The 21,711-nt window shown below is 68.4% G+C and carries 21 protein-coding genes; 13 read left to right on the top strand and 8 right to left on the bottom strand.

The genetic code is table 11. The annotated features are described in order from the left end of the window. Positions 1–51: 51 nt before the first annotated feature. The 3 genes from ubiH (at position 52) to BMW54_RS12855 (ending at position 3,335) form a co-directional block, all read left to right on the top strand. On the top strand, positions 52–1,260 hold the full coding sequence (gene ubiH, locus BMW54_RS12845; RefSeq protein ID WP_090056573.1) for a 2-octaprenyl-6-methoxyphenyl hydroxylase: 1,209 nt from the start codon (positions 52–54) through the stop codon (positions 1,258–1,260). Further along, positions 1,257–2,471: an FAD-dependent oxidoreductase gene (locus tag BMW54_RS12850; protein WP_090056575.1), complete on the top strand. Its 1,215-nt coding sequence runs from the start codon at positions 1,257–1,259 to the stop codon at positions 2,469–2,471. Before ubiH ends, BMW54_RS12850 begins: the two co-directional genes overlap by 4 nt. Positions 2,472–2,537: 66 nt before the next feature. Continuing rightward, positions 2,538–3,335 carry a dienelactone hydrolase family protein gene (locus BMW54_RS12855; protein WP_090056578.1) on the top strand — a complete coding sequence of 266 codons (798 nt, stop codon included), beginning with the start codon at positions 2,538–2,540 and terminating at the stop codon, positions 3,333–3,335. 15 nt (positions 3,336–3,350) lie between these two features. Here the strand turns inward: BMW54_RS12855 and BMW54_RS12860 are convergent, their stop codons facing one another. Then, positions 3,351–4,349, bottom strand: a complete 999-nt coding sequence (locus BMW54_RS12860; protein WP_090056580.1) for a polyprenyl synthetase family protein — start codon at positions 4,347–4,349, stop codon at positions 3,351–3,353. A 131-nt stretch (positions 4,350–4,480) separates the two neighbouring features. Here BMW54_RS12860 and BMW54_RS12865 point away from each other — a divergent pair, with 131 nt between their 5' ends. The 6 genes from BMW54_RS12865 (at position 4,481) to ssb (ending at position 10,923) form a co-directional block, all read left to right on the top strand. Then, the gene (locus tag BMW54_RS12865) at positions 4,481–5,680 is read left to right on the top strand and encodes an MFS transporter (RefSeq protein WP_090056582.1); all 1,200 of its coding nucleotides are present in this window, start codon (positions 4,481–4,483) and stop codon (positions 5,678–5,680) included. Positions 5,681–5,890: 210 nt separating this feature from the next. Further along, positions 5,891–6,451, top strand: coding sequence for a fimbrial protein (locus tag BMW54_RS12870; RefSeq protein ID WP_090056584.1), 561 nt, complete (start codon positions 5,891–5,893; stop codon positions 6,449–6,451). Positions 6,452–6,518: 67 nt separating this feature from the next. Further along, a complete protein-coding gene (locus tag BMW54_RS12875; RefSeq protein ID WP_175472859.1) occupies positions 6,519–7,250 on the top strand; it encodes a fimbrial biogenesis chaperone in 732 nt (243 codons plus the stop codon). Between the two features lie 16 nt (positions 7,251–7,266). Next, entirely contained in the window at positions 7,267–9,696 is a 2,430-nt protein-coding gene (locus tag BMW54_RS12880) for a fimbria/pilus outer membrane usher protein (RefSeq protein ID WP_090056588.1), read from the top strand. Positions 9,697–9,704: 8 nt separating this feature from the next. Then, positions 9,705–10,208 carry a fimbrial protein gene (locus BMW54_RS12885; protein ID WP_175472860.1) on the top strand — a complete coding sequence of 168 codons (504 nt, stop codon included), beginning with the start codon at positions 9,705–9,707 and terminating at the stop codon, positions 10,206–10,208. Between the two features lie 103 nt (positions 10,209–10,311). Next, positions 10,312–10,923 carry a single-stranded DNA-binding protein gene (gene ssb / locus BMW54_RS12890; protein WP_090056592.1) on the top strand — a complete coding sequence of 204 codons (612 nt, stop codon included), beginning with the start codon at positions 10,312–10,314 and terminating at the stop codon, positions 10,921–10,923. 402 nt (positions 10,924–11,325) lie between these two features. Here the strand turns inward: ssb and BMW54_RS12895 are convergent, their stop codons facing one another. Further along, complete coding sequence (locus BMW54_RS12895; protein ID WP_254779324.1) at positions 11,326–12,153, bottom strand: LysR family transcriptional regulator; 828 nt, start codon at positions 12,151–12,153, stop codon at positions 11,326–11,328. 119 nt (positions 12,154–12,272) lie between these two features. On the opposite strand from BMW54_RS12895, the gene BMW54_RS12900 reads away from it, so the two are divergent. Beyond that, positions 12,273–13,052 carry an alpha/beta hydrolase gene (locus BMW54_RS12900; protein ID WP_090056597.1) on the top strand — a complete coding sequence of 260 codons (780 nt, stop codon included), beginning with the start codon at positions 12,273–12,275 and terminating at the stop codon, positions 13,050–13,052. 90 nt (positions 13,053–13,142) lie between these two features. On the opposite strand, the gene BMW54_RS12905 is transcribed toward BMW54_RS12900, so the two are convergent. Further along, complete coding sequence (locus BMW54_RS12905) at positions 13,143–13,604, bottom strand: PA2169 family four-helix-bundle protein (RefSeq protein ID WP_090056600.1); 462 nt, start codon at positions 13,602–13,604, stop codon at positions 13,143–13,145. A 175-nt stretch (positions 13,605–13,779) separates the two neighbouring features. On the opposite strand from BMW54_RS12905, the gene BMW54_RS12910 reads away from it, so the two are divergent. Further along, entirely contained in the window at positions 13,780–14,592 is an 813-nt protein-coding gene (locus BMW54_RS12910) for an SDR family NAD(P)-dependent oxidoreductase (protein WP_090056603.1), read from the top strand. Positions 14,593–14,700: 108 nt separating this feature from the next. Next, on the top strand, positions 14,701–17,040 hold the full coding sequence (locus BMW54_RS12915) for a S9 family peptidase (protein ID WP_090056604.1): 2,340 nt from the start codon (positions 14,701–14,703) through the stop codon (positions 17,038–17,040). 162 nt (positions 17,041–17,202) lie between these two features. Here the strand turns inward: BMW54_RS12915 and msrB are convergent, their stop codons facing one another. The 4 genes from msrB to BMW54_RS12935 all read right to left on the bottom strand — a co-directional run bounded on the left by msrB (position 17,203) and on the right by BMW54_RS12935 (position 19,934). Then, positions 17,203–17,787, bottom strand: a complete 585-nt coding sequence (gene msrB, locus BMW54_RS12920) for a peptide-methionine (R)-S-oxide reductase MsrB (RefSeq protein ID WP_090056607.1) — start codon at positions 17,785–17,787, stop codon at positions 17,203–17,205. A 77-nt stretch (positions 17,788–17,864) separates the two neighbouring features. Continuing rightward, positions 17,865–18,212 (bottom strand): glycine zipper 2TM domain-containing protein, encoded by a 348-nt coding sequence (locus BMW54_RS12925; protein WP_090056609.1) that lies wholly within the window; start codon positions 18,210–18,212, stop codon positions 17,865–17,867. After that, positions 18,209–19,156 carry a YihY/virulence factor BrkB family protein gene (locus tag BMW54_RS12930; RefSeq protein WP_254779326.1) on the bottom strand — a complete coding sequence of 316 codons (948 nt, stop codon included), beginning with the start codon at positions 19,154–19,156 and terminating at the stop codon, positions 18,209–18,211. Before BMW54_RS12930 ends, BMW54_RS12925 begins: the two co-directional genes overlap by 4 nt. A 67-nt stretch (positions 19,157–19,223) precedes the next feature. Next, positions 19,224–19,934 (bottom strand): HAD family hydrolase, encoded by a 711-nt coding sequence (locus tag BMW54_RS12935; protein WP_090056615.1) that lies wholly within the window; start codon positions 19,932–19,934, stop codon positions 19,224–19,226. Positions 19,935–20,022: 88 nt separating this feature from the next. On the opposite strand from BMW54_RS12935, the gene BMW54_RS12940 reads away from it, so the two are divergent. Then, positions 20,023–20,214, top strand: a complete 192-nt coding sequence (locus BMW54_RS12940; protein WP_090056618.1) for a CPXCG motif-containing cysteine-rich protein — start codon at positions 20,023–20,025, stop codon at positions 20,212–20,214. A gap of 57 nt (positions 20,215–20,271) precedes the next feature. Here BMW54_RS12940 and BMW54_RS12945 read toward each other — a convergent pair whose 3' ends face one another. After that, complete coding sequence (locus BMW54_RS12945; RefSeq protein ID WP_090056619.1) at positions 20,272–21,612, bottom strand: carbohydrate porin; 1,341 nt, start codon at positions 21,610–21,612, stop codon at positions 20,272–20,274. Positions 21,613–21,711: the final 99 nt, after the last annotated feature.

A 21,711-nucleotide genomic window follows, 5' to 3' on the forward strand; every position in this document is an offset into this window, starting at 1 on the left:
CGGCAGGGGACCGCAGCCGGCGCCTTCACCCGCTGCGGGTATCATCGGCGCATGACCCAGACCCACCCGATCCTGATCGTTGGCGGCGGCCTCGTCGGTGCCAGCCTCGCCATCGCGCTCGACGCCGCCGGCGTGCCCGCCATCCTCGTCGAGGCCGCGGCCCCACGCGTCGGCGACCAGCCCAGTTACGACGAGCGCAACCTCGCCCTCGCCCGGGCGACGGTCAACGGGCTGGACGCCATCGGCGTGTGGGATCACGCGAGGGACAGGGCCACGCCGATCGTGCACATCCATACGAGCCGCGCCGGCGACTTCGGCAGCGTGCGGATGGACGCCACGACGGAACAGGTGGATGCCCTCGGCTGGACCTTGCCCGCCCGGGAGCTTGGGGCGGCGCTCCTCCGGCGGCTCGACCGCTGCCGGCACCTCACGCGCCTGGCCCCCGCGCGCGTCGAAACCATCGAACGCGGCGAGGGCGGCTGGCACGTGGACATCCTCGTCGAGGGCGAGCGGCGGCGGGTGACCACGCCGTTGCTCGTCGGCGCGGACGGGACGTCGTCGGGCATTCGGGCGCAGCTCGGCATCGGCACGCGCGAGCACGATTACGAGCAGGCGCTGTTCGTCAGCACCATGGTTCCCGAGCGCGACCCGCGTGGCCGGGCGTTCGAGCGGTTTACGGACGACGGACCGGTCGCGGTCCTCCCGCTCGCCGAGCGTCGCGTCGGCGTCGTCCTGACGGTGGCGGCGGACCGTGTCGACGAGGTCGCGGCGATGGACGACGAAGCCTTCCTCGCGTTCGCGCAGGCGCGTTTCGGCTGGCGCCTCGGCCGCCTGACCCGGCCGGGCAAGCGGGTGCCTTATCCGATCCGCCGTGTCGCCGCCGACTCGCTGGTGGCGACGCGGGCCGTGCTGGTCGGCAACGCGGCGCAGACCGTTCATCCGATCGGCGCGCAGGGCTTCAACCTCGGGCTGCGCGACGCCCTGACGCTCGCGGAGCTCGTGGCGGAAACCGCGGATCCGGGCTCCGCGGCCATGCTCGCGGAATATGCCCGCCGGCGCGCCCCGGATCGCGACGGCACGATGGCGATGAGCCACGGCCTGATCCGCCTCGCTTGCCTCGAGCAGCCCTTCCTCGGACCGCTGCGCTCGCTGGCCATGCTGGCGCTCGACCGCGTGCCGCCGCTGCGCCACGCCCTGAGCCGGCGCGGCATGGGTTTCCGCGAGAACGCGCCCCTGGCCGTGCGGGAGAAAACGCCATGACCGACGGTTTCGGCGGTCCGACGTCGCGTCGCCGCGGCAGCGGCGTCCTCGACGTGGCGGTGGTCGGTGGTGGCATGGTGGGCGCGGCGGCCGCGCTCGCGCTCGCCCGCGCGGGATTCTCCGTCGCGCTCGTCGACGCCCGCGAGCCGGCGTCCTGGGCGGCGGCCGACGAGGTCGACCTGCGCGTCGTCGGCCTCGCGCCGTCGTCGATCGTCCTGCTCGACGAACTTGGTGTCTGGAACGCCATTCGTACCGCACGTGCGTCGGCCTACGACCGGATGGTGGTGTGGGACGCCGAAAACGGCGCGACGATCCGCTTCGACGCCGCGGACGAAGGCCGCGACGTGCTCGGCTACATCGTCGAGAACGGCCTCGTGCAGGCGACGCTCTGGCATGCCCTCGACGACGCCGGGGTACGCCGCATCGTGCCCGGCGAAGTCGTCGCCTATGCAATGCGCGAGGACCGCGCGCAACTCGATCTGGCCGACGGCCAGGTCGTCTCGGCGCGGCTCGTCGTCGCGGCCGATGGCGCGGCGTCGCCGCTGCGCGAGATGGTCGGCATCGGCACGCACGGTCGGGACTACGCGCAGCGGGCGGTCGTGGCCCATGTTTCGACGGCGCGTCCGCACGAGCGCACCGCGTGGCAGCGCTTCCTTCCCTCGGGGCCGCTCGCGTTCCTGCCGCTCGACGACGGTCGCAGCTCGATCGTCTGGTCCCTGCCGGATGCGGAGGCGAAGCGCATGCTCGCGCTCGACGACGACGCGTTCCGCGACGCGCTCGGCGTGGCCTCCGATTTTCGGCTCGGCCCGATCCTTTCGGTCAGCCGGCGCGCGGCGTTCCCGCTTCGCCTGAAGCTCGCCGACCGCTACGAAGTGGGGCGCCTGGTGCTGCTGGGCGACGCCGCGCACGCCGTGCATCCGCTGGCGGGGCAGGGCGTCAACCTGGGCCTGCGCGACGTCGCCGAACTGCGGGCCACGCTGGTCGACGCGCGCGCGTCGGGGCGGGACTTCGCGGCCACCCATGTGCTTCGTCGTTACGCGCGTCGCCGGCGCAGCGCCGACGGTCTCGACGCCTGGTCGTTCGATGCACTGGCGAGGGTGTACGGATGGCGCGCGGCGCCGCTCGTCGCCGCGCGCGGCGCCGGCGTGCGCCTGCTCGACGCCTTCGGTCCGCTCAAGCGTCGGCTCGCGCGCCACGCGGCGGGTCTCTAGCGCCGGCCATTCCGCCGGCGCGCCCGGTCGCCTATGCTCTTCCCACCTTCCTGGGGAGTCACGCCGATGCGCCGTTCGTTGCTTGTCCTCTCGTTCCTCGTGTCCGCGTATGCGGGTACCGCCTCGGCGGCGATGGTCGCTAAGCCGGTCCAGTGGACCGACCAGGGCGTGACGTTCAAGAGCTTTCTCGTATACGACGACGCGGTCACCGCGAAGCGTCCCGGCCTGCTGATGGTGCCCAACTGGTTCGGCGTGAACGACATGGCCGTGGCGAAGGCCAAGGAGATCGCGGGCAAGGATTACGTGATCCTCCTGACCGACATGTATGGCGGCGACGTTCGCCCTGCGAACACCGACGCGGCGGGCGCGGCGGTGAAACCGTTGTACGCCGATCGAAAGATCATGCGGCTGCGCGTGTCGCGCGCGTTCGCCGAATTGCAGTCGCAGGCGAAGGGCGCGCCGATCGACACCGCGAAGCTCGGCGCGATCGGCTTCTGCTTTGGCGGCTCGGCGGTGCTCGACCTGGCGCGCGCCGGCGCGAAGCTGGCCGCGGTGGTCAGCTTCCACGGCCTGCTGTCCACCGACGATCCGAAGCTCGCGTCGAACATCCACGCCAGCGTGCTGGCGCTCAACGGCGCGGACGACGAAAACGTGCCGCCGGAGCAGCGCGCCGCGTTCGAGGCGGAGATGCGCGGTGGCAAGGTGGACTGGGCGTCGGAAGATTTCGGCGGCGCGGTGCACTGCTTCACCGAGAAGGAAGCGACCGCGGCGCAGGGCAACTGCCGCTACGACGCCAGGGTGGCGAAGCGTGCCTACGCGGCCATGCACGCATGGCTCGCCGAGGCGTTCGCGGCGAAGAAGTAATCGCCGCCGAGCGCCTCAGAACCGCCGTTCGACGGAATAATCGGCCAGGGCGGCGAGCGCGTCGCGGTGCGGCGAGGGCGGCAATGCGGTCAGCGCTTCCCGGGCCGCCGCCGCGTGCGCGACCGCCTTCGCGTGCGTGCGATCGAGCGCGCCCGAATCGCGGATGGCGGCGACGATGCGGTCGAGTGAATCGAGGCCACCGTGCTCGATCGCGTGGCGCAGCGACTTCAGCTGTTCGTCGTCGGCCGACTGCATCGCGTAGATGAGGGGCAGCGTGGGCTTGCCCTCGGCGAGGTCGTCGCCGATGTTCTTGCCGAGCGTCTCGGCGTCCGACACGTAATCGAGCAGGTCGTCGGCGATCTGGAACGCGTAGCCGAGTTCCATGCCATAGCGGCGCAGCGCGGCGACCTGTTCGACGGGAAGCCCGCCGAGCACGCCGCCCAGTTCCGTCGCCGCGGCGAACAGCACGGCGGTCTTGCGTTCGATGACGGCGAGGTAGGCGGCTTCGTCGACATCGGCGTTGCCGATGTTGAGCAGCTGCAGCACCTCGCCCTCGGCGATCGTGTTCGTCGTATCGGCGAGGATCCGCATGATGCGCATGTCGTCCAGTTCGACCATCAGCTGGAAGGAGCGCGAGTAGAGGAAGTCGCCCACGAGCACGCTGGCGGCGTTGCCCCAGAGCGCATTGGCGGTCTTGCGGCCGCGCCGCATGTCCGATTCGTCCACCACGTCGTCGTGCAGCAGCGTGGACGTGTGGATGAACTCCACGATCGCGGCGAGCTTCGCGTGCTCGGCGCCCTCGTACCCGGCGGCGCGCGCGGCGAGCACATGCAGCATCGGGCGCAGGCGCTTTCCGCCGCCGGCGATGATGTGGTCGGCGATGCGGTTGATCAGCACCACATCCGACGACAGCCGATGCCGGATGAGGGCGTCGACGTCTTTCATGTCATCCGCCGCCAGGGCGCGGACGCCGGCGAAATCGAGGGAGGTGGAACGATCGGCGATGGAGGACATGGATCCGGGTTCGTGTGCGGCAAATCAGCCCGCATTATAGGGTGAGCCCCGGTGGTTTCGGCGTGGACGTCCTTGCCGTCCGTATAATCCCCCGCGATGTCCACCTCCCGCGTCGTGCCCGGAACCTGCCGGTGAGCAAACTCAGTCCCCTCGAGCGGCGCGCCGCCCTGACGCTGGCCGGAGTCATCAGCCTGCGCCTTTTCGGTCTTTTCCTGGTGCTTCCGGTGTTTTCGGTGTACGCCCGGGCGATGCCGGACGCCACGCCCTTCCTCATCGGCCTGGCTCTGGGCGTCTACGGCATCGGCCAGATGTGCCTGCAGATACCCCTCGGCATGCTGTCCGATCGCATCGGCCGGAAGCCCGCCATCACGCTCGGTCTGGTGGTGTTCGCCGCGGGCGGACTGGTCGCGGCGCTCTCGCACACGTTGAGCGGTATCGTCCTCGGCCGCGCCCTGCAGGGCATGGGGGCCGTCGCGGGTGCCGGGACCGCCCTGGCCGCGGACCTGACCGCGGACGAGAACCGCGGGAAGGTCATGGGCATCGTGGGCGTATCCATCGGCATGTCGTTCCTGCTCGCGCTGATCCTCGGCCCGCCGCTCGAAGCGGTGGCCGGCCTGCCGGGGCTGTTCGGCCTGACCTCGCTGCTCTCCCTCGTCGCCATCGGGATGCTGTGGCTGCTCGTGCCCACGCCGCCCAGGCTCGGAGCGAGCCATGGCGCGCGGTTCGGCAAGGTGCTCCGCATGCTGGCCGATAGCCGCCTCGCGGTACTCAACGGCTCGGTGTTCTTCCTGCACGCACTGCTGACGGCGAGTTTCGTCGGCCTGCCGATCCTGCTCGTGGACGCGTTGCACCTGCCCGTCGCACGCCACTGGCTGCTTTACCTGCCGGTGATGACGATCGCCGCGCTGGCGATGGGCGCGCTGTTGCCCAGGATGCGCGACGAGACGCGCGCCGCCAGGATGGTGGTCGCGTGCGTCGCCGTCATCGGCACGTCACTCGCGGGCATGGCCGTCGCAGGGGCGAGCGCGCTCGTTCTCGGCGTCGCGGCGACCGCGTTTTTCGCCGCGTTCAATCTGCTCGAGGCCGCGCTGCCGACGCTGGTGTCGCGGCTGGCGCCTCCGGCGCTGCGCGGCGCCGCCATGGGCGCCTATTCGACGAGCCAGTTCTTCGGCGCGTTCGTCGGCGGCGCCATCGGCGGGATCGCGCTCGGCCGTTATGGGCCTCACGGGGTATTCGCCATGGCCGCGATGCTGAGCCTCGCCTGGCTTCCGCTCGCCGCCTGGGGTGCGCGACGCGTCGTCGCGGTCGACGGGGTGGCTCCGGCCGCCTGAGCGGATCGCAGAGGGCACTTCACCCACAGGCCGTATCGGTGCGTTCCGGTCGTCTCCTGGGAGGTCGCCCGCGCCTCGCGTCAAGGCATCGCTTTTTTTCAGAATTTACGTATCGAAGTGCGGTGTCCGCGTGCGCAGACTGCGTCGTGCCCACCGTCGCCTCGTCGCCGCGGCTGGGTATCCCTTTCCCCAACGACAAGGACATCCCGCATGCGCAAGACACTCGCCTCCGCGAGCCTGCTCGCACTGACGATCGGTGCCGCATTCACGCCGTCGATCGCCGCCGCGGCGAACGACGGCACCATCGAAATCACGGGCAACATCGTCGCCACCACCTGCACGGTCGAAGGCAAGCCGCCTGGCGGCGGTGCCGTCACCAAGGACGTGCGGCTCGCCGGCATCAGCGTCGGCTCGCTCACGAAGCCGGGCGCCACCGCCGGCGACCGCGGCTTCCAGATCCAGATCGGCGGCAACGACGACTGCACCGACGGCGCCGTCGCCAAGGTTCGTTTCGACCCGTCGAGCCCGTTGCTCGACCGCACCACGGGGCGTCTGAACGTCGACGCCGGGACGGACACGGCGAGCAACGTGCAGATCGAGATCGCCAACGCCGACGGCACGCCGATCAACATGTATACCGAGGACTCCCAGGGAGTGAAGATCTCCGGGCATGTCGCGTCCATCCCGCTGATCGCCCGGTACTACAGCCTGGGCGACGCGAAGGAAGGCAAGGCCGCCTCGCGGGTCGGCTTCCAGGTGGTTTACGAGTAACGGCACGTAACGGACCGGCCGACACGTTCGGCCGGTCCCCGGAATGCGTCACGACAAGGAATCCGTCATGTTTCGAACGCTGGCGCTCGCCGCCCTCGCCATCTTCATGGCAACCCCTTCCCGCGCCGCCATCGTTATCGGCGGCACACGGGTCGTCTTTCCCGCCGCGTCGCGGGATGTCTCGCTGAAGATCCAGAACAAGGGCAACGATCCTGCCCTCGTGCAGGTCTGGATCGACGACGGCGATGAAGCCTCCACGCCAGCGACCGCGAAAGCACCGTTCGCGATCACGCCGCCGGTGTTCCGTATCGATCCCGGCCAGGGACATACGTTGCGCATCGTGCACGTGGGTGACGCGTTGCCGCGCGAGCGGGAATCCCTCTACTGGCTCAATGTCCTGGAAATCCCGCCCAAGGCCGAGGAGTCCGCTGGCAAGAACGTGCTCCAGCTGGCCTTCCGCCACCGCATCAAGCTCTTTCACCGACCGGTCGATCTGCCGACGCCACCTGAAAAGGCCGTGTCGATGTTGCGCTGGACCGTCGAGCGCGACGCTGGCGGCACGCATGTCCGCGTGGATAACCCGTCTCCCTACCATGTCTCGTTCAATTCGGTGAGCCTTCCCGGCACGGGTCCGGGATCCGCTGCGATATCCCTTGGTGGTGGCATGGTCGCCCCGGGAGGCCAGACGCGTTTCGCGGTGCCTGCGGCTCATCGCGGCGTGCCATCGGGCGACGTGGGGTTCGTGACGATCAGCGACTTCGGTGGCACCGTCGCCGGGTCGGCGACGATGTCGCCATGACGCGCGGAACGCAGTCATGGCTGTCCTTCGCTTCGCAGGCGACCGTGTCGCCTCGCTTCGTCACGTCGCTCGGCCACTCCTGTTCGCCGTGGCGTGGGTCGTGACGAACATGCGGCCCGTGCACGCGCAGGATGCCCGCTTCGTGGAATTCGACCCCGCCTTCCTGCCAGCCGGCGCGGCGACCGTCGACCTTGCGCGCTTCTCGCGCGGGAACCCCGTGCTTCCAGGCGATTACGACGTCGATGTCTGGCTGAACGACGAATGGCAGTCGCACGGAACCGTCCGTTTCGCCGCTCCGTCGGCGGGTGCCGAGGCCACGCCCTGCATCGCCGATGCCCAGCTCACGGATTACGGCGTCGATCCCTCCGCGCTCCAGGTCGCGGCGGCCGATCCCTGCGTCGCGCTCGGTACCCGCATACCGTCGGCTTCCGTCCGTTTCGACATCGGCCAGCAGCGTCTCGACATCGAAGTTCCCCAGGCGGCACTGGCGCGAAGGCAGCGAGGCGCCGCGCCAGTCGCGCAATGGGACCCAGGCATCACCGCGGGTCTGCTCGCGTGGCGCGCCGGCGCGCGCCGTACGGCGACGCCGTGGCGCAGCACCTCGTCGTCGTTTCTCGCCGTCGATGCGGGCTTCAACCATGGCTCCTGGCGGCTGCGTCAGGCCGGGTCCTGGGCGGCGGGCCGCTACAGCCGAGGCCAGGCGTACGCGGAGCGGCAGCTGTCGTCGATGGCGTCACAGATGCGGGTCGGCGACATCGCGCCGGCGGACGACCTGTTCCCTCCTGTGGCGGTCCGTGGCGCGTCGCTGTCGAGCGATCCCCGCATGTCGAACGACGGCGCCGGCTGGCACGCCCCGCGTGTGAGTGGCGTGGCGGCGACGCACGCGACCGTCCGGGTGACGCAGAACGGCGTTCTCCTGCACGAGATGGCCGTCCCGCCGGGGCCCTTCCTCATCGACGAGCTGCACGCCGCGGCGCGCGCGGGTGATCTCGACGTCGACATCGAAGAACGCGACGGTCACCACCGGCGGTTCCGTATTCCTTACTTTCCCGTGCCCGAACTCGTGAGCGAAGGCCGAAACCTGTTCAGTGTCGTCGCGGGACGGCCGGTGGCGACACGCGGGCGGGTATCCCGGCTGGCGCAGGCGACGTGGCGTCACGGACTGCCCCACGGTGTCACCTCGTCGCTGGGATGGCGTCAGGCCGGCGCGCGGACATCGCTGCTGGCCGGTGCGGCCGTCGACACGCTGGCGGGAGCCTTCGCCACGGAGGCGACACGGTCGGCGGGTGACGGGTCGCGCGGCGCGAGCTGGCGACTGCGTCATGGGCGGCGCTGGAGCGAACGCAGCGTGGCGTCGCTGTCGCTCAGTTGGGAGCGCGGCACGGGAACGGCTGAGCGAGGCGCCGTGGGTCGGGGTATCGCGCGTCGCTACGATGCGCTCCTGCAGCATGAGCTGGGTAACGGCGGTGGCTCGCTGAGCATCGCCCTTGGCCGTCGCGTGTACGGTCACGCCGAGTCGGCCGTCGAGCAGAACGTCGCCTGGATGCGCAGCTGGGGGCGGGCGGCGATCGACGTTTCCTTCAGGCGTTCGCGCGTACGCGACACGCTGGGTGTCCATCGCGATGTTTCCGGCCAGATCGGGTTCTCCATGCCCCTGGGTGTCGCGTCGGCGCCACTGGTGCATGTCGCGGCGCAAGCGGCGCGCCAGGGCGGTGCCCTGCGCGTCGGGCTCCACGGCAGTTCAGGCCGGGACGACGCGACGCTGTATTCGCTCGCCGCGACGACGCGGCGCGATAGCGGGGCGACGCTCGACGCCTCCGTCTCCCGTCGCCTCGGTGGCGGCGAGGTATCCGTGTCGGTCGAGCGGTCCCGGCTCGCGAATTCGACGGCTCTCGCGGCATCGGGCGGAATGATCCTGCACGCCGGTGGCGTGACGTTCGCCCAGCGCCTCGGCGAATCGATCGGACTGGTGCATGCCGCTGGCGCCCGCGGGGCCCGGCTGGGCGGATACAGCGATGTCACCGTGGACCGGCGCGGGTATGCGGTCGTCCCCTATCTGACTCCCTTCCGCTGGAACGCGGTGGATCTCGATCCGACGGGCACGTCGCTCGACCTCGGCATCGAAGCCACCCACCGGCGCGTGGCGCCCACCGCCGGCGCGGTCGTCTCGCTGCCATTCGCGACGCAGGTCGCGAGGACGCGTCTCATCGTCGTCCGCCGCCCGGACGGCAGCCCATTGCCTTTCGGTGCCGAGATCGTCGACCAGGCCGGCCGCTCGGTCGGTGTCGCCGGGCAGGGCGGCCAGGTGTTTCTTCGCTCGAACGACCCCGACGACCGCTGGACCGCGCGGTGGCCGGGTGACCCGGACGGCCGCTGCGATGTCCGCATCGTCGGCTCCCATCCCATCGCCTCCGGCGACACTCAACACACAGGAGTATGTGAATGATCCGCAGCATGCGTTCCCGAATCACCGGCCGGCGCGCCGTGGCCACCCTTTGCCTCATGGCTGCCACTAGCGCGGCATGCGCCGACGACACGGTCGATTTTCTCGTGAGGGGTGCGATCGTGCCCGCCTGCGGGCTCTCGGCCAGCCGCGTGAAGATCGATCTCGGCACGGTGACGGCGGCCGAACTGACGGCCGGTCATTCCGCCTGGCGTGGCGCGTCCTTCTCCGGCACCGATTGCGTCGGCGTGACCCGGGCGTCCGTCACCGTGGTCGCCCCGCCGTACGGGCCGGACCGACGCTATATCGCCACCACCGGCGGCGCCGGAGGCGTGGCCATCGAGCTGCAGACGGCGAGTGGCCAGCCGCTGCCGCCGGACGGCGTCACCGAAGCCCGTTTCCACTGGCCCTCGGGTCAGCCGATCCTGGCGTTCCAGGCCCGATACGTCCGCGTCGCCACCGTGAAGCCGGGTCCGGCGGGGGCGATGGCGCAGGTTCACATCCGCTGGGAATGACGCGCCCGCGAGGGCGCGGCGCGTTTGATTAGCGGCCGACGTTCGACCAAACTACCGGGTCAGGTCTGGCCTGCGCCAGACGACACGTACACGAGGGCAATCCATGGCACGCGGCATCAACAAGGTCATCATCGTCGGCAATCTCGGCGCGGATCCCGAAACCCGTTACACCGGGAGCGGTACGGCGATCACGTCCTTGCGCATCGCCACGTCCGAAGCCTGGACCGACAAGCAGAGCGGCGAGAAGCAGGAGCGCACGGAATGGCACCGCGTGAAGCTCTTCGGCAAGCTCGCCGAGATCGCCGGTGAGTACCTGAAGAAGGGCCGCCAGGTCTACATCGAAGGCTCGCTGCGCACCGACAAGTACACCGACAAGGACGGCGTCGAGCGCTATTCCACCGACATCATCGCCAACGAGATGCAGATGCTCGGCGGCCAGGCCGGTGGCGGCGAAGGCGGCGGCTTCGGCGGCGGTCAGGGTGGCCAGCGTTCCCAGCAGGCGCGCGGCGGCCAGGGTGGCGGCGGCTACGGCGGTGGTGGCGGCCAGGGCGGTGGCAACTGGGGCGGCGGCGGTGGCGGTCAGCGCGGCGGCAACTTCGGTGGCGGCCAGCAGCGCGGCGGCGACGACTACGGCCAGCCGCGCGGCGGCAGCGCGCCGCAGCGCTCGGCACCGCCGGCCAACGAAGGCTTCGACGACGACGATATTCCGTTCTGAGCAGCCGGAAACCTCGCAGAATCGAAAGCCCGCGCCAGTCGCGGGCTTTTTCGTTCCCGCAAACCCGCCTGTTGGAGCGGACCCGGCCGCGATGGCTCTTCGCGACAAAGCCACAGGACCTGTCCCGCCCGGCTCCAAAGGCGTCGCGGCAAGTCCGCTCCCACAACAGCACGACAGCCGCCTGTGGGAGCGAACCCGGCCGCGATGGCTCTTCGCGACAAAGCCACAGGTCCTGTCCCGCCCGGCTCCAAAGGCGTCGCGGCCAGGTCCGCTCCCACAACAGGACAACAGCCGCCTGTAGGAGCGGACCCGGCCGCGACGGCTCTTCGCGACAAGGCCACAGGACCTGTTCCGCCCGGCCCCAAAGGCGTCGCGGCCAGGTCCGCTCCAACCATCGCGTTACTAGAATCCCCGGGCCGCATCCACCAGCACGCGCTCGAGAGCCTCGGCGGCATCGGACAGCGACGCCTGGCGGTCGATGACGTATTCCATGACGCCGAGGTCTGGAAGGTCTTCTTCGACGCGCGCGAGACCTTCGGGCATCGCGTAGCCGGTGAAGGCGCTGATGCCGAGGCCGGCCATGACCGCGGCATGGACTACCAGCACGCTGCTGCTCACGACGGCGATGCGGTAGGGGCGCCCGGCGGCGTTCAGCGCTTCGAAGATGCGCTCTCGCGAAATGCTTGGCTGGGGATGCACGGCCAGCGGAATCATCGCTTCGCCGACGGGGCGCGGCGCCGTCGCGCTGCCGCACCAGTGAAGCGGCTCGGTGCGGACGACGTAGCCGCGCCGGCTTCCGCTCAGGCGCTTGGCGAACACGAGGTCGTGGCGGCCTTCGCTCAGTCCGCGGAACAGCTCGCCGCTGAGCCCCGTAGTGATGACGAGCTCGACCTCCGGATTGCGCTGCACGAAGCTGGCAAGCGCGGCGGCCAGTCGCGACGACGCGAAATCTTCGGGCAGCCCGACGCGGACGGTTCCGCTGAGAGGTGGCCCACAAACGCTCGTCATGGCCTCGTCCATGAGGTCGAGTATGCGCAGGGCATAACGGTGCAAGGTGTCGCCCTGCTGCGAAAGCCGCACGTTCCGCGTGTCGCGGTCGAAGAGGGGCAGGCCGACGAGGTCTTCGAGCCTGCGCACGTGCTGGCTCACCGTGGACTGGGACAGGCAAAGATGCTCGGACGCCACGGTGAAGCTGCCCGTGCGGGCCACCACGACGAAACTGCGAAGCAAGTCGGTCGGTAACGGCCTCATCGCGATCCCCGATAAATGCGCGCTGATAACTTCATAAATCGGGCCACCACGCGGGCGTAGGCTGTTCCTACCTCATCCCCACCCAGCGGAACGCTCCGATGAAAAGCAAATCCCTGATCGCTTCCATGGCCCTGGCCCTCGCCACCGCCACCGCCGCCTTCGTCGCCCCCGCCATGGCCGCGACGCCCGTGAAGGACATCGTGCTGGTGCACGGCGCCTGGGTCAACGGTAGCGGGTGGAAGCCGGTTTACGACATCCTGGTGAAAGATGGCTACCACGTCTCCGTGGCGGAACACCCGCTCACCTCCTTCGCGGACGACGTGACCGCGGTGAAGCGCATCGTGGACATGCAGGAGGGACCCGTGATCCTCGTCGGCCATAGCTACGGCGGCGCCATCATCACCGACGTCGGCAACGACCCGAAAGTGGTCGGCCTCGTCTACATCGCGGCGCACGCGCTGGACCAGGGCGAAACCGAAGTGTCGAACGGCAAGCGCTACCCCAGCGAAACCAGCAAGACGCCGGACATCCGGAAGACGGCGGACGGATTCCTGTACCTCGACCCGGCGAAGTACCCGGCGGACTTCGCCGCCGATCTCTCGCCGCAACAGGCACGGTTCGAGGCGAACGCGCAGGCCCTCACCGCGGCTTCGGTATTCGCGGCGCCGGCCGGACAGCCCGCCTGGAAGACCAAGCCGAGCTGGTACGCGGTGGCCACGGCCGATCGCATCATCAATCCCGATCTCGAGCGGATGTACGCGAAGCGCGCGAACAGCCACACGATCGAGGTGCAGGGGGCGAGCCACTCCGTTTACCAGTCGCACCCTAAGGAAGTCGCCGCGCTGATCGAACAGGCGGCGAACCAGTCGGTGAAATGACCACGCTCGGGCCCTGCCATCGGGCCCATGCGTCACGCAAGAAAAACGGGGCCATGTGGCCCCGTTTTCGTTCCGCTGGATCAGCCGCGATCAGTTCGTGCCATGCAGCGCGTGCTTGAGATCGCGCATCTGATCGTGGCCCGACTTCACCGAGACATAGGCCTCGTTGATCAGCGAACGCGTGCCGGCGGTCACGTCGGTGTCCTTCAGCGCGTCTTCGTACTTCGCCTTGATGTGGTCCTCGCCACGCTCGACTTCGTCGACGATCGCGGTGTCGTCCTTCGAGCTCATCTTCGCGCGGAGCTCGACGAACATGCGGTGCGCCTTGGCGAGCACGGTGCCGTCGTCTTCCGGGTTGCCGCCCAGCGCGCGAACCTGCTGCTGCAGCTTCTGCGTCACCTGACGACGCTCCGCGGCGCGCGACTGGAAGGTGGCGGCATAGCGGGTGTTCTCGGCGTCCTTCGCCGCCTCGCCGTAGCCCTCGGCGCTGTCGATCGTGGTCTCGATAAGGTTGTTCAGGACCTTGATGTCGTGTTCGGTGCTGCTGCTCATCGTCTTGGGCTCCTTGGTGACTTCGATGAAGTCGTTCGTAGGACCTCCAGCTTCGCCGTTGCGGGGTGCAGCGATCCGTGAAAGACGCGTGGCAGCCACGCACACACGCGGCAACCGTTCATTCAGGACGATGCGGCGCATACTTGTCGCTCACGCTTCCACCACGGGGATGTCCATGACAGCTCATCGTCGCGCGCTGGTCACCGGCGCATCGGCCGGCATCGGCGAAGCCTTCGCGCGCGAACTCGCGCGTCGCGGTCACGATCTCGTCCTCACCGCGCGCCGCGCCGACCGGCTCGAGGCGCTGGCGCGCGAATTGCGCGACCGTCACCAGATCGACGTGATCGTCGCACCGCTCGACCTCGCCCGTCCCGACGGCCCCGAGGCGCTGGTCGCCGCGCTCGACGCGCAGAATCTCGCGATCGACATCCTCGTGAACAACGCGGGCTATGGCGTGCCGGGTTATTTCGAGGAGCAGCCGTGGGCCACGCATGCGGCGTTCATCCAGGTGCTCATGACCGCGCCGGCCGAGCTCGCCTGGCGGCTGCTTCCCGGCATGAAGGCGCGCGGATATGGGCGCATCGTCAACGTGGCCTCGCTGGCCGGCCACGTTCCCGGCTCCGCCGGGCACACGCTGTACGCCGCATCGAAGGCTTATCTGATCCGTTTCTCACAGTCGCTGGCGCTGGAAGGCAAGGCCGCCGGCGTCCACACGACCGCGGTCTGCCCCGGATTCACGTATTCCGAGTTCCACGACGTCACCGGATCGCGCGAGCTGGTCTCGAAGATGCCGAAGTTCATGTGGATGGATGCGGCTACCGTGGCGCGCCAGGGCATGGAGGCCGTGGAGGCGGGAAAGGCGGTGCTCGTGAACGGCCGGGTCAACCGGTTCATCAAGGCCCTCTTCAAGGTGGTCCCCGATGCCCTGGCCCTGAATATGGTCGAGCGGCAGGGCCGGCGGTTCCGTACCGGACCCCAGCGGGGGTGATCGGCGGGCAACCGTGACCTCTGGCATAGGCCCCGTCGTCCGGTGGGGGCTAGCCTCGTCCGGTTTGCGGCGCCTTCCGCGCCGCCCTGCCGTCACCGGGGACTCTAGATGTCGACCAAACGCAACACGGCGCTGACCGGCGCCGTCCTTCTCGCCCTGATCGGGGCAGGCGCCTCGGCGCAGACCGTCACCACCGACGACTACCGCCGGGCGGACTCGTTCCTTTCCAACAACACCGCGCCCCTCGTGGACCACTCGGTCCAGCGCGTGACCTGGATCGACGACGGCCACTTCTGGTATCGCGACCACGACAAGGACGGCGACCAGTTCCTCACCGTCGACGCGGCGACGGGCCAGGCGACGCGCGCGTTCGATCGCGACAAGGTCGCGGCCGCGCTGTCCGCCGCGACCGGCAAGAAGGTCGACGCGTCGAAGCTGCCGGTGACCTCGTTCGTGGTGCGCCCGGACGACGGCATCGACATCACCTCGCGCGGCAAGCAGTACGTCTGCGACAAGGCGATCGGCAAGTGCGAGCTCGCCGCGGTGAAGAAGGACGCGAACGGCAAGCCGTACGGCGACGAGCCGGGCCTGAAGTCGCCCGACGGCAAGTCCGAGGCGTTCATCCGCGACTGGAACCTCTGGGTGCGCGATGTGGCGTCGGGCGCCGAAACGCAGCTCACCACGGACGGCGTCAAGGATTACGGCTACGCCACCGACAACGCCGGCTGGAAGCACACCGACGAGGCGATCCTCGTCTGGTCGCCGGATTCGAAGAAGATCGCCACGTTCCAGCAGGACCAGCGCAAGACGGGCGAGATGACCCTCGTCAGCGTCAATGTCGGCCATCCCAAGGTCGACACGTGGAAGTACCCGCTGCCGGGCGACAAGGACGTGACCATGATCGAGCGCGTCGTGATCGACGTGCCGACGAAGAAGCTCGTCCGCTTCAAGATGCCCGCCGACCAGCACCGCTCGACGATCTGCGACGACATCTCGTGCAGCCCGGGCGTGTGGGACGACGTGCGCTGGTCCGCCGACGGCAGGAGCATCGCCTTCGTCTCCACCGCGCGCGACCATACGCACGAGTGGTTCCGCGTGGCGAATCCCGAAACCGGCGACGTGCGCACCGTGTTCGAAGAAAAGGCCAGGACCTACTTCGAAGGCGGCAACGACATGGCCAACTGGCAGTACGTGCCCGAGACCGACCAGGTGATCTGGTTCTCCGAACGGAGCAACTGGGGCCACCTGTACATGTACAGCCTGAAGACGGGCAAGCTCGAGCACGCCATCACGCAGGGCGACTGGAACGTCACCCAGGTGCTGCGCATCGATCCGAAGACGAAGACGATCTGGTTCCGCGGCGTCGGTCGCGAGAAGGGCGTCGATCCGTATTACCAGCAGTTCTACAAGGTCGGTTTCGACGGCAAGGGCCTCACGCTGCTGACGCCGGAGAACGCCGATCACACCGTGTCCATGTCGAAGGACGGCACGTACTTCTTCGATTCGTACTCCACCATCGATACGCCGCCGGTCGCCGTCGTGCGTCGCGCGAACGACGGCACGACGGTCAAGGAGATCGCGCGTGCCGACATCTCGCGCCTGAAGGCGAAGGGCTGGGTGCCGCCGACCGCGTTCACCGTGAAGGCGCGCGACGGCAAGACCGATCTCTACGGCCAGATGTTCAAGCCGACGAACTTCGACGCGTCGAAGAAGTACCCGCTCGTCGTCTACATCTACCCCGGTCCGCAGGTCGGCTCCGTGCGCACGCGCAGCTTCATCCCGTCGCACGGCGACAACCAGGCGCTGGCCGAGCTCGGCTTCGTCGTGGTCGCGGTCGATGGCATGGGCACGCCGCTGCGTTCGAAGGCGTTCCACGACGCGTACTTCCAGAACATCGGCGACAACACGCTGCCCGACCAGGTCGCGGCCGTGAAGCAGCTGGTGAAGAAGTACTCGTGGCTCGACGGTAACCGCGTCGGCATCTGGGGTCATTCCGGTGGCGGCAATGCCACGGCCACCGCGATGTTCCGTTACGCCGATACGTTCAAGGTCGGCATCTCGGAGTCGGGCAACCACGACAACCGCAACTACGAGGACGACTGGGCCGAGAAGTGGCAGGGCCTGCTCGTGATGGACAAGGACGGCAAGTCCAACTACGACGATCAGGCGAACCAGAAGTGGGCGTCGGGCCTGAAGGGGCACCTGATGCTGGCCCACGGCACCTCGGACGACAACGTCCCGCCGTACGAAACGCTGCTCGTGGTCGACGCGCTGATCAAGGCGAACAAGGACTTCGACCTCGTGATGATCCCGAACGCCCGCCACGGCTACGCCGCCGCGACGCAGTACATGACGCGCCGTCGCTGGGACTACTTCGTGCGCTACCTCGCCGGCGGCACGCCGCCGAAGGAATTCGAGCTCACGCCGATGACGCCTCCGGGCGGTTGAGGAAAGAAAACCCCGCTCATGGCGGGGTTTTCTTTTTACGCCGGGCCCTTCCGCTTCGTAGGAGCGCGCCCTGCGCGCGACAGTCTTTCGCGAGGAGCGTCAGGGCCTGCCGCGCTTGGCAAAAAGCTGTCGCGCGCAGGGCGCGCTCCTACGTGGGTGTGGTCAGGCGACAGCCACGAAGTGCATCGCCACCGCGTTCATGCAATAGCGCAGGCCCGTCGGATCGGGGCCGTCGTCGAAGACGTGTCCCAGATGCGCGTCGCAGCGCGCGCAGCTGACCGCGATGCGTTCCTCGCTGAGGCTGCGGTCGGTCGTCTGCACGATGTTCTTCTTCGAGATCGGCTGCCAGAAACTCGGCCAGCCCGTGCCGGAGTCGAACTTGGTCGCGGAATCGAACAGCGCCGTGTCGCAACCGATGCAGCGGTAGATGCCGTTATCGTGGCGATCCCAGCCCTCGCCGGAATAGGGCGGCTCGGTGCCTTCGTGGCGCGTGACGTAATACGCGCGGGTGGAAAGTTTCTCCTTCCACTGCTCGTCGGTCATGACGACGCGCGCTTCGACGCACGTACCCAGCGGCTTCTTGTCCCGGCCGAAGCAATCGAGGGTCACATTGCCGCCCCGGGGAGCCGGGGCATCGGCGGCGATGGCCGGCCGGCCGGCACGCAGGAAAAAGGGTAGCGAAACGGACGCCGCGGCCGTCACGGCCAGGACGCCCAGAAAACGACGGCGATCGGGATCGTTGCGCATGGTGCCTCCGGACAGGGAGGGAGCCGCGAGGGCTCCGTCCCCTACCAGACCGGCGTCGGTCCGTGGAAATTACACGGTCAGTCGTTCACCCAGTGGCACTCGCGGTGGGTCTCGTACCGCGCGTTCTTGTCCTGGTGGTTCTTCTGGATCTGGTTGCCGGCGTAGCCACCACCGACGGCACCGGCCACGGTGGCCAGCGTCTTGCCCTTGCCGCCACCCACCTGGTTGCCCAGCAGGCCGCCGGCGACAGCGCCCACGCCGGTACCGATCAGGCGGTTGTTGTCCTTCGACTGGATTTCCTTGGTCTGCACGTCGCGGCACACCTGGTGCTGGCTACGGCGGGCCTGGGCCTCGACGGGCGAGGTGGCGATGGCGGCGGTGCCCGCAAGGGCGATCGCGGCGGCGGCGATAAGCGTGGTCTTCATGTCGGATCCTCCTTCTCGGTGGCCTTCAGGGATACCGCCGGGCTCGTGATGGACGGGTCAATCCGCGCCTCCGGAACGGGCCGGGTCGACATCGCGTATGGCCGCGGTTTAATCGGCGTGCCACGGGCCTCCGCGACGGCCTCGGTCAACTCGGCGCCCAGCAACAGGATCAACGCGGAGTAGTAGACCCACACGAGGAGCACCACGACGCCGCCGGCCGGTCCGTACGGGCCGCCCACGTTGCTGCGGTCGAGATAGATGGCGATGGCGAACTTGCCGACGGCGAACAGAAGGGCGGTGAGCGTGGCGCCGATCATGGCGTCGCGCCATTCGATGATCGCGTCGGGCAGCACCTTGTAGATGGCGCCGAAGATCAGGACGAAGACGGCGAGGGAAATCAGGATCTCGAGGACCTGCCACCCCGTGGTGCCGCCCCGGACGAAGACGGCGATGAGCGCGCTGGCCGAGAACGAGATGACCAGCAGGAACGCCAGCGAGAGGAGCAGCCCGAGCGCATGCATGCGCGCCCGCAGCCAGCCGAGGATGGCCCCTTTGGTCGATCCGGGGCGCGGCTGCAGGCTCCAGACCCGGTTCAGCGCGCCCTGTAGCTGGGCGAACACCGCCGACGCGCCGACGAGCGTCACGCCGAGACCGATGACACCGGCCATGCTGCCCACGCTCGGCCGCTGCTTGGCGTTCTCGATGACCAGCCGCACCGCGTCCGACGCCCGTGGGCCGACCAGCCCGTTCAGGCTGTCGATGAGCTGGGCCTGCCATTCGGGCCGCAGCGACGCCACGATCCAGAGCAGCAGCACGAGGAGCGGCGCGAACGAAAGCGCGGAATAGAAGGCGAGCGCGGCCGCGCGCGTCATCAGCTCGTCGTCGCTGAACCCCTTCGCGGTGGTCCGGATGACGCGCCAGGTGAGTTTCAGCCTCGAGTCCACGGCGGGAACCTCCGTTTTTTTGCCGCCCAGCTTCGGGGTTGGCGCGCGAAGGCGGCGTGGAGCGCCGCTATCCCCCGGCGGAATGCATGCGCGCGATGGCATCGGGAATGCCCTCGGCGCCGGCCACCTCGATGACACGCTCCCCGAGGGTGAAGTCGGCGACCAGCTCGTGCGCCCACGTGCTGTGGTACGGCATGTACACGCCGAAGCCGCCCAACTCGACGACGGGCGCGATGTCCGATTTCAGCGAGTTGCCGACCATAGCGAACCGCTCGGGCGCCACGCCGAACTCGGCGAAGAGCCGCGTATAGGCCGCCGGGTCCTTCTCGGAGACGATCTCGATGCGATGGAAGATGTCGGCCAGGCCGCTGCGCGCCACCTTGTACTCCTGGTGGAACAGGTCGCCTTTCGTGATGAGCACCACCCGGTGGTTGGCCGCCACGGCGGACACCGCTTCTCGGATCCCCGGCAGCAGCTCGACGGGATGGGCGAGCACTTCCTTGCCCAGCCGCACGATGCGGTGGATGTCCCGGGCCTCGATCCGGCCGTCGGTGAGCTCGATGGCCGACTCGATCATCGACAGCGTCATGCCCTTGGCCCCGTAGCCAAAGAGGGCAATGTTGCCGCGCTCGGTGGCGAGGAGGGCGTCGCGAAGGCCGCGACTGGCGAGGTCGACGTAACGACCCAGGATGGCCTCGAACGCCTCCTGCGCCTGGTCGTAGAACTCCTGGCTTCGCCAGAGGGTGTCGTCGCCGTCGAAGCCGACAAGGTCGATCATGGGATGCGCTTCCCGGTCATGCGAAGCGGGCTAGGATAACGCGTCCCCCGCCGCCATATCCTCTCGCGACCTGGATCGGGAGCTTCCCATGTACGAATTCACCGATATCGACTGCCCCTACTGCGGCGAGACCATCGAGGTCGCGGTCGACACCTCGGCGGGCAGCCAGACGTATATCGAGGACTGCCAGGTGTGCTGCCGCCCCATCGTCATGCGCCTCGTGGTCGATGCGTCCGACGAATCGTTCGAGCTCTCCGCGTCGGCGGAGAACGAGGGCTAGAAAAACGAAAGGCCCGGGAAGCCCGGGCCTTTCTCGGTGCATCGACGGGGCGTTCGATCAGAACGCCACGCTGGTCTTCAGGCCAAGCACGAACGCGTCGTCGTTCTGCTTGCTGCCGCCCGGATCCTTGATGTACTGAAGGTTCGGGCGGATCGCGATCGACGGGATCGGCGACCAGCTGTAGAACACTTCCGCCACGCGCTCGTAGCCGTCCTTGATCACGCCTTCGTTGCCCGGATTCAGCGCGTTGAACAGACGCTGGTTCTTCGCGGCGTAGCCGTTCGCGTGCGAACCGCCGAATGCGGCGCCGATGAAGTCGTTCGGGCGATCGAAGATGCCCTTGTACTCCATGCCGACGGCGAACTGGTTGTTCGTGGCGGACGTCGCGTGGTCGGCGGCCGTGTAGTTGAGGAACACGCTCGCACCCTTGCCACCGGCCACACCCGTGATCTGCTGCTGGAACGTGATCCAGGCGCCGCGACGCGAATCGTGCTGCAGCGGCGTGCCGCCGTTGGAGGCGAGCGGCAGGTGATCCTCGTTGAGGTAGAGGTCGTCGCCGTCCGACGTGTTGTACCAGACGCCTGCGCGATAGGAGCCGGGCAGGCCGTTGACCGACGGCTTCCAGCCGAATTCCAGCGGAATCAGCGCGCCGGTGGTGCCGCTCGGGAAGTTCGGCTTCCAGCCGTTACGGCGCGCGTAACGGTCGTCGACGTACTTCGGGTTCATCTGGTACGCGGCGATCTGCACGAAGGTTTCCTTCGTGGTGTCGAGCTTGAGCACCGTGGCCCACTGGCTGGTCGGCCAGTTCACCCAGTAGTCGCCCACGATGTTGCCGGGCTGGGCGCCGCAGAAGTTGAGGTTCTGGAAGTCGCACGAGAACTGGTTGATGTCCTCGCCGACCGGCAGGCGGCCGACCTTCCAGGTGAGGCGGTCGTCGAAGAACTTCTGTTCCAGCGAGAAGATCGTCAGGTGCCAGGTCTGGCCGCGACCGTAGACTTCCTGGATCAGCTGGTTGGTGCCGATGTTGGCGTCGGCGCCGATGTTCCGGCCGTTACGATCGGTGACGACGATCTTGAAGGTGGCGCCGCTCCATCCCCAGAGCTTCTCAAGATCGAACGCGCTGCCGAACTTCCACTGGTCGGTGTAGCGGGTGATGCGGCGGTCGCCGCCGGAATAGTTGTGCGCGGCTTCGAAGCCGTAGCCGAAGTCGAACGTGATGCCCTTGTCCGCGAGGCGCGTACGCTCACCGCCCCAGTCGCCGAACAGATACTTGCTGCTCGCCATCTCGCTGGTGTCCGACTTCATGGAGTCGTCCTGCGCGTGGGCGGCGGTGGCGCCGAGCGCAAGGCAGGCCAGGACCGTCTTCGCAAGGGGATGCCTGATGAATGAATGGCGCATGTACCCTTCTCCCTGAAAGAAAAATTATGCTTTTTCGTACGTCGATTTTGTTTATATCAGTTGCGACGCAGCATCTTTTCACTACGCACAACCGAGCAA

The organism is Luteibacter sp. 329MFSha (assembly GCF_900111665.1).
GTDB lineage: Bacteria > Pseudomonadota > Gammaproteobacteria > Xanthomonadales > Rhodanobacteraceae > Luteibacter.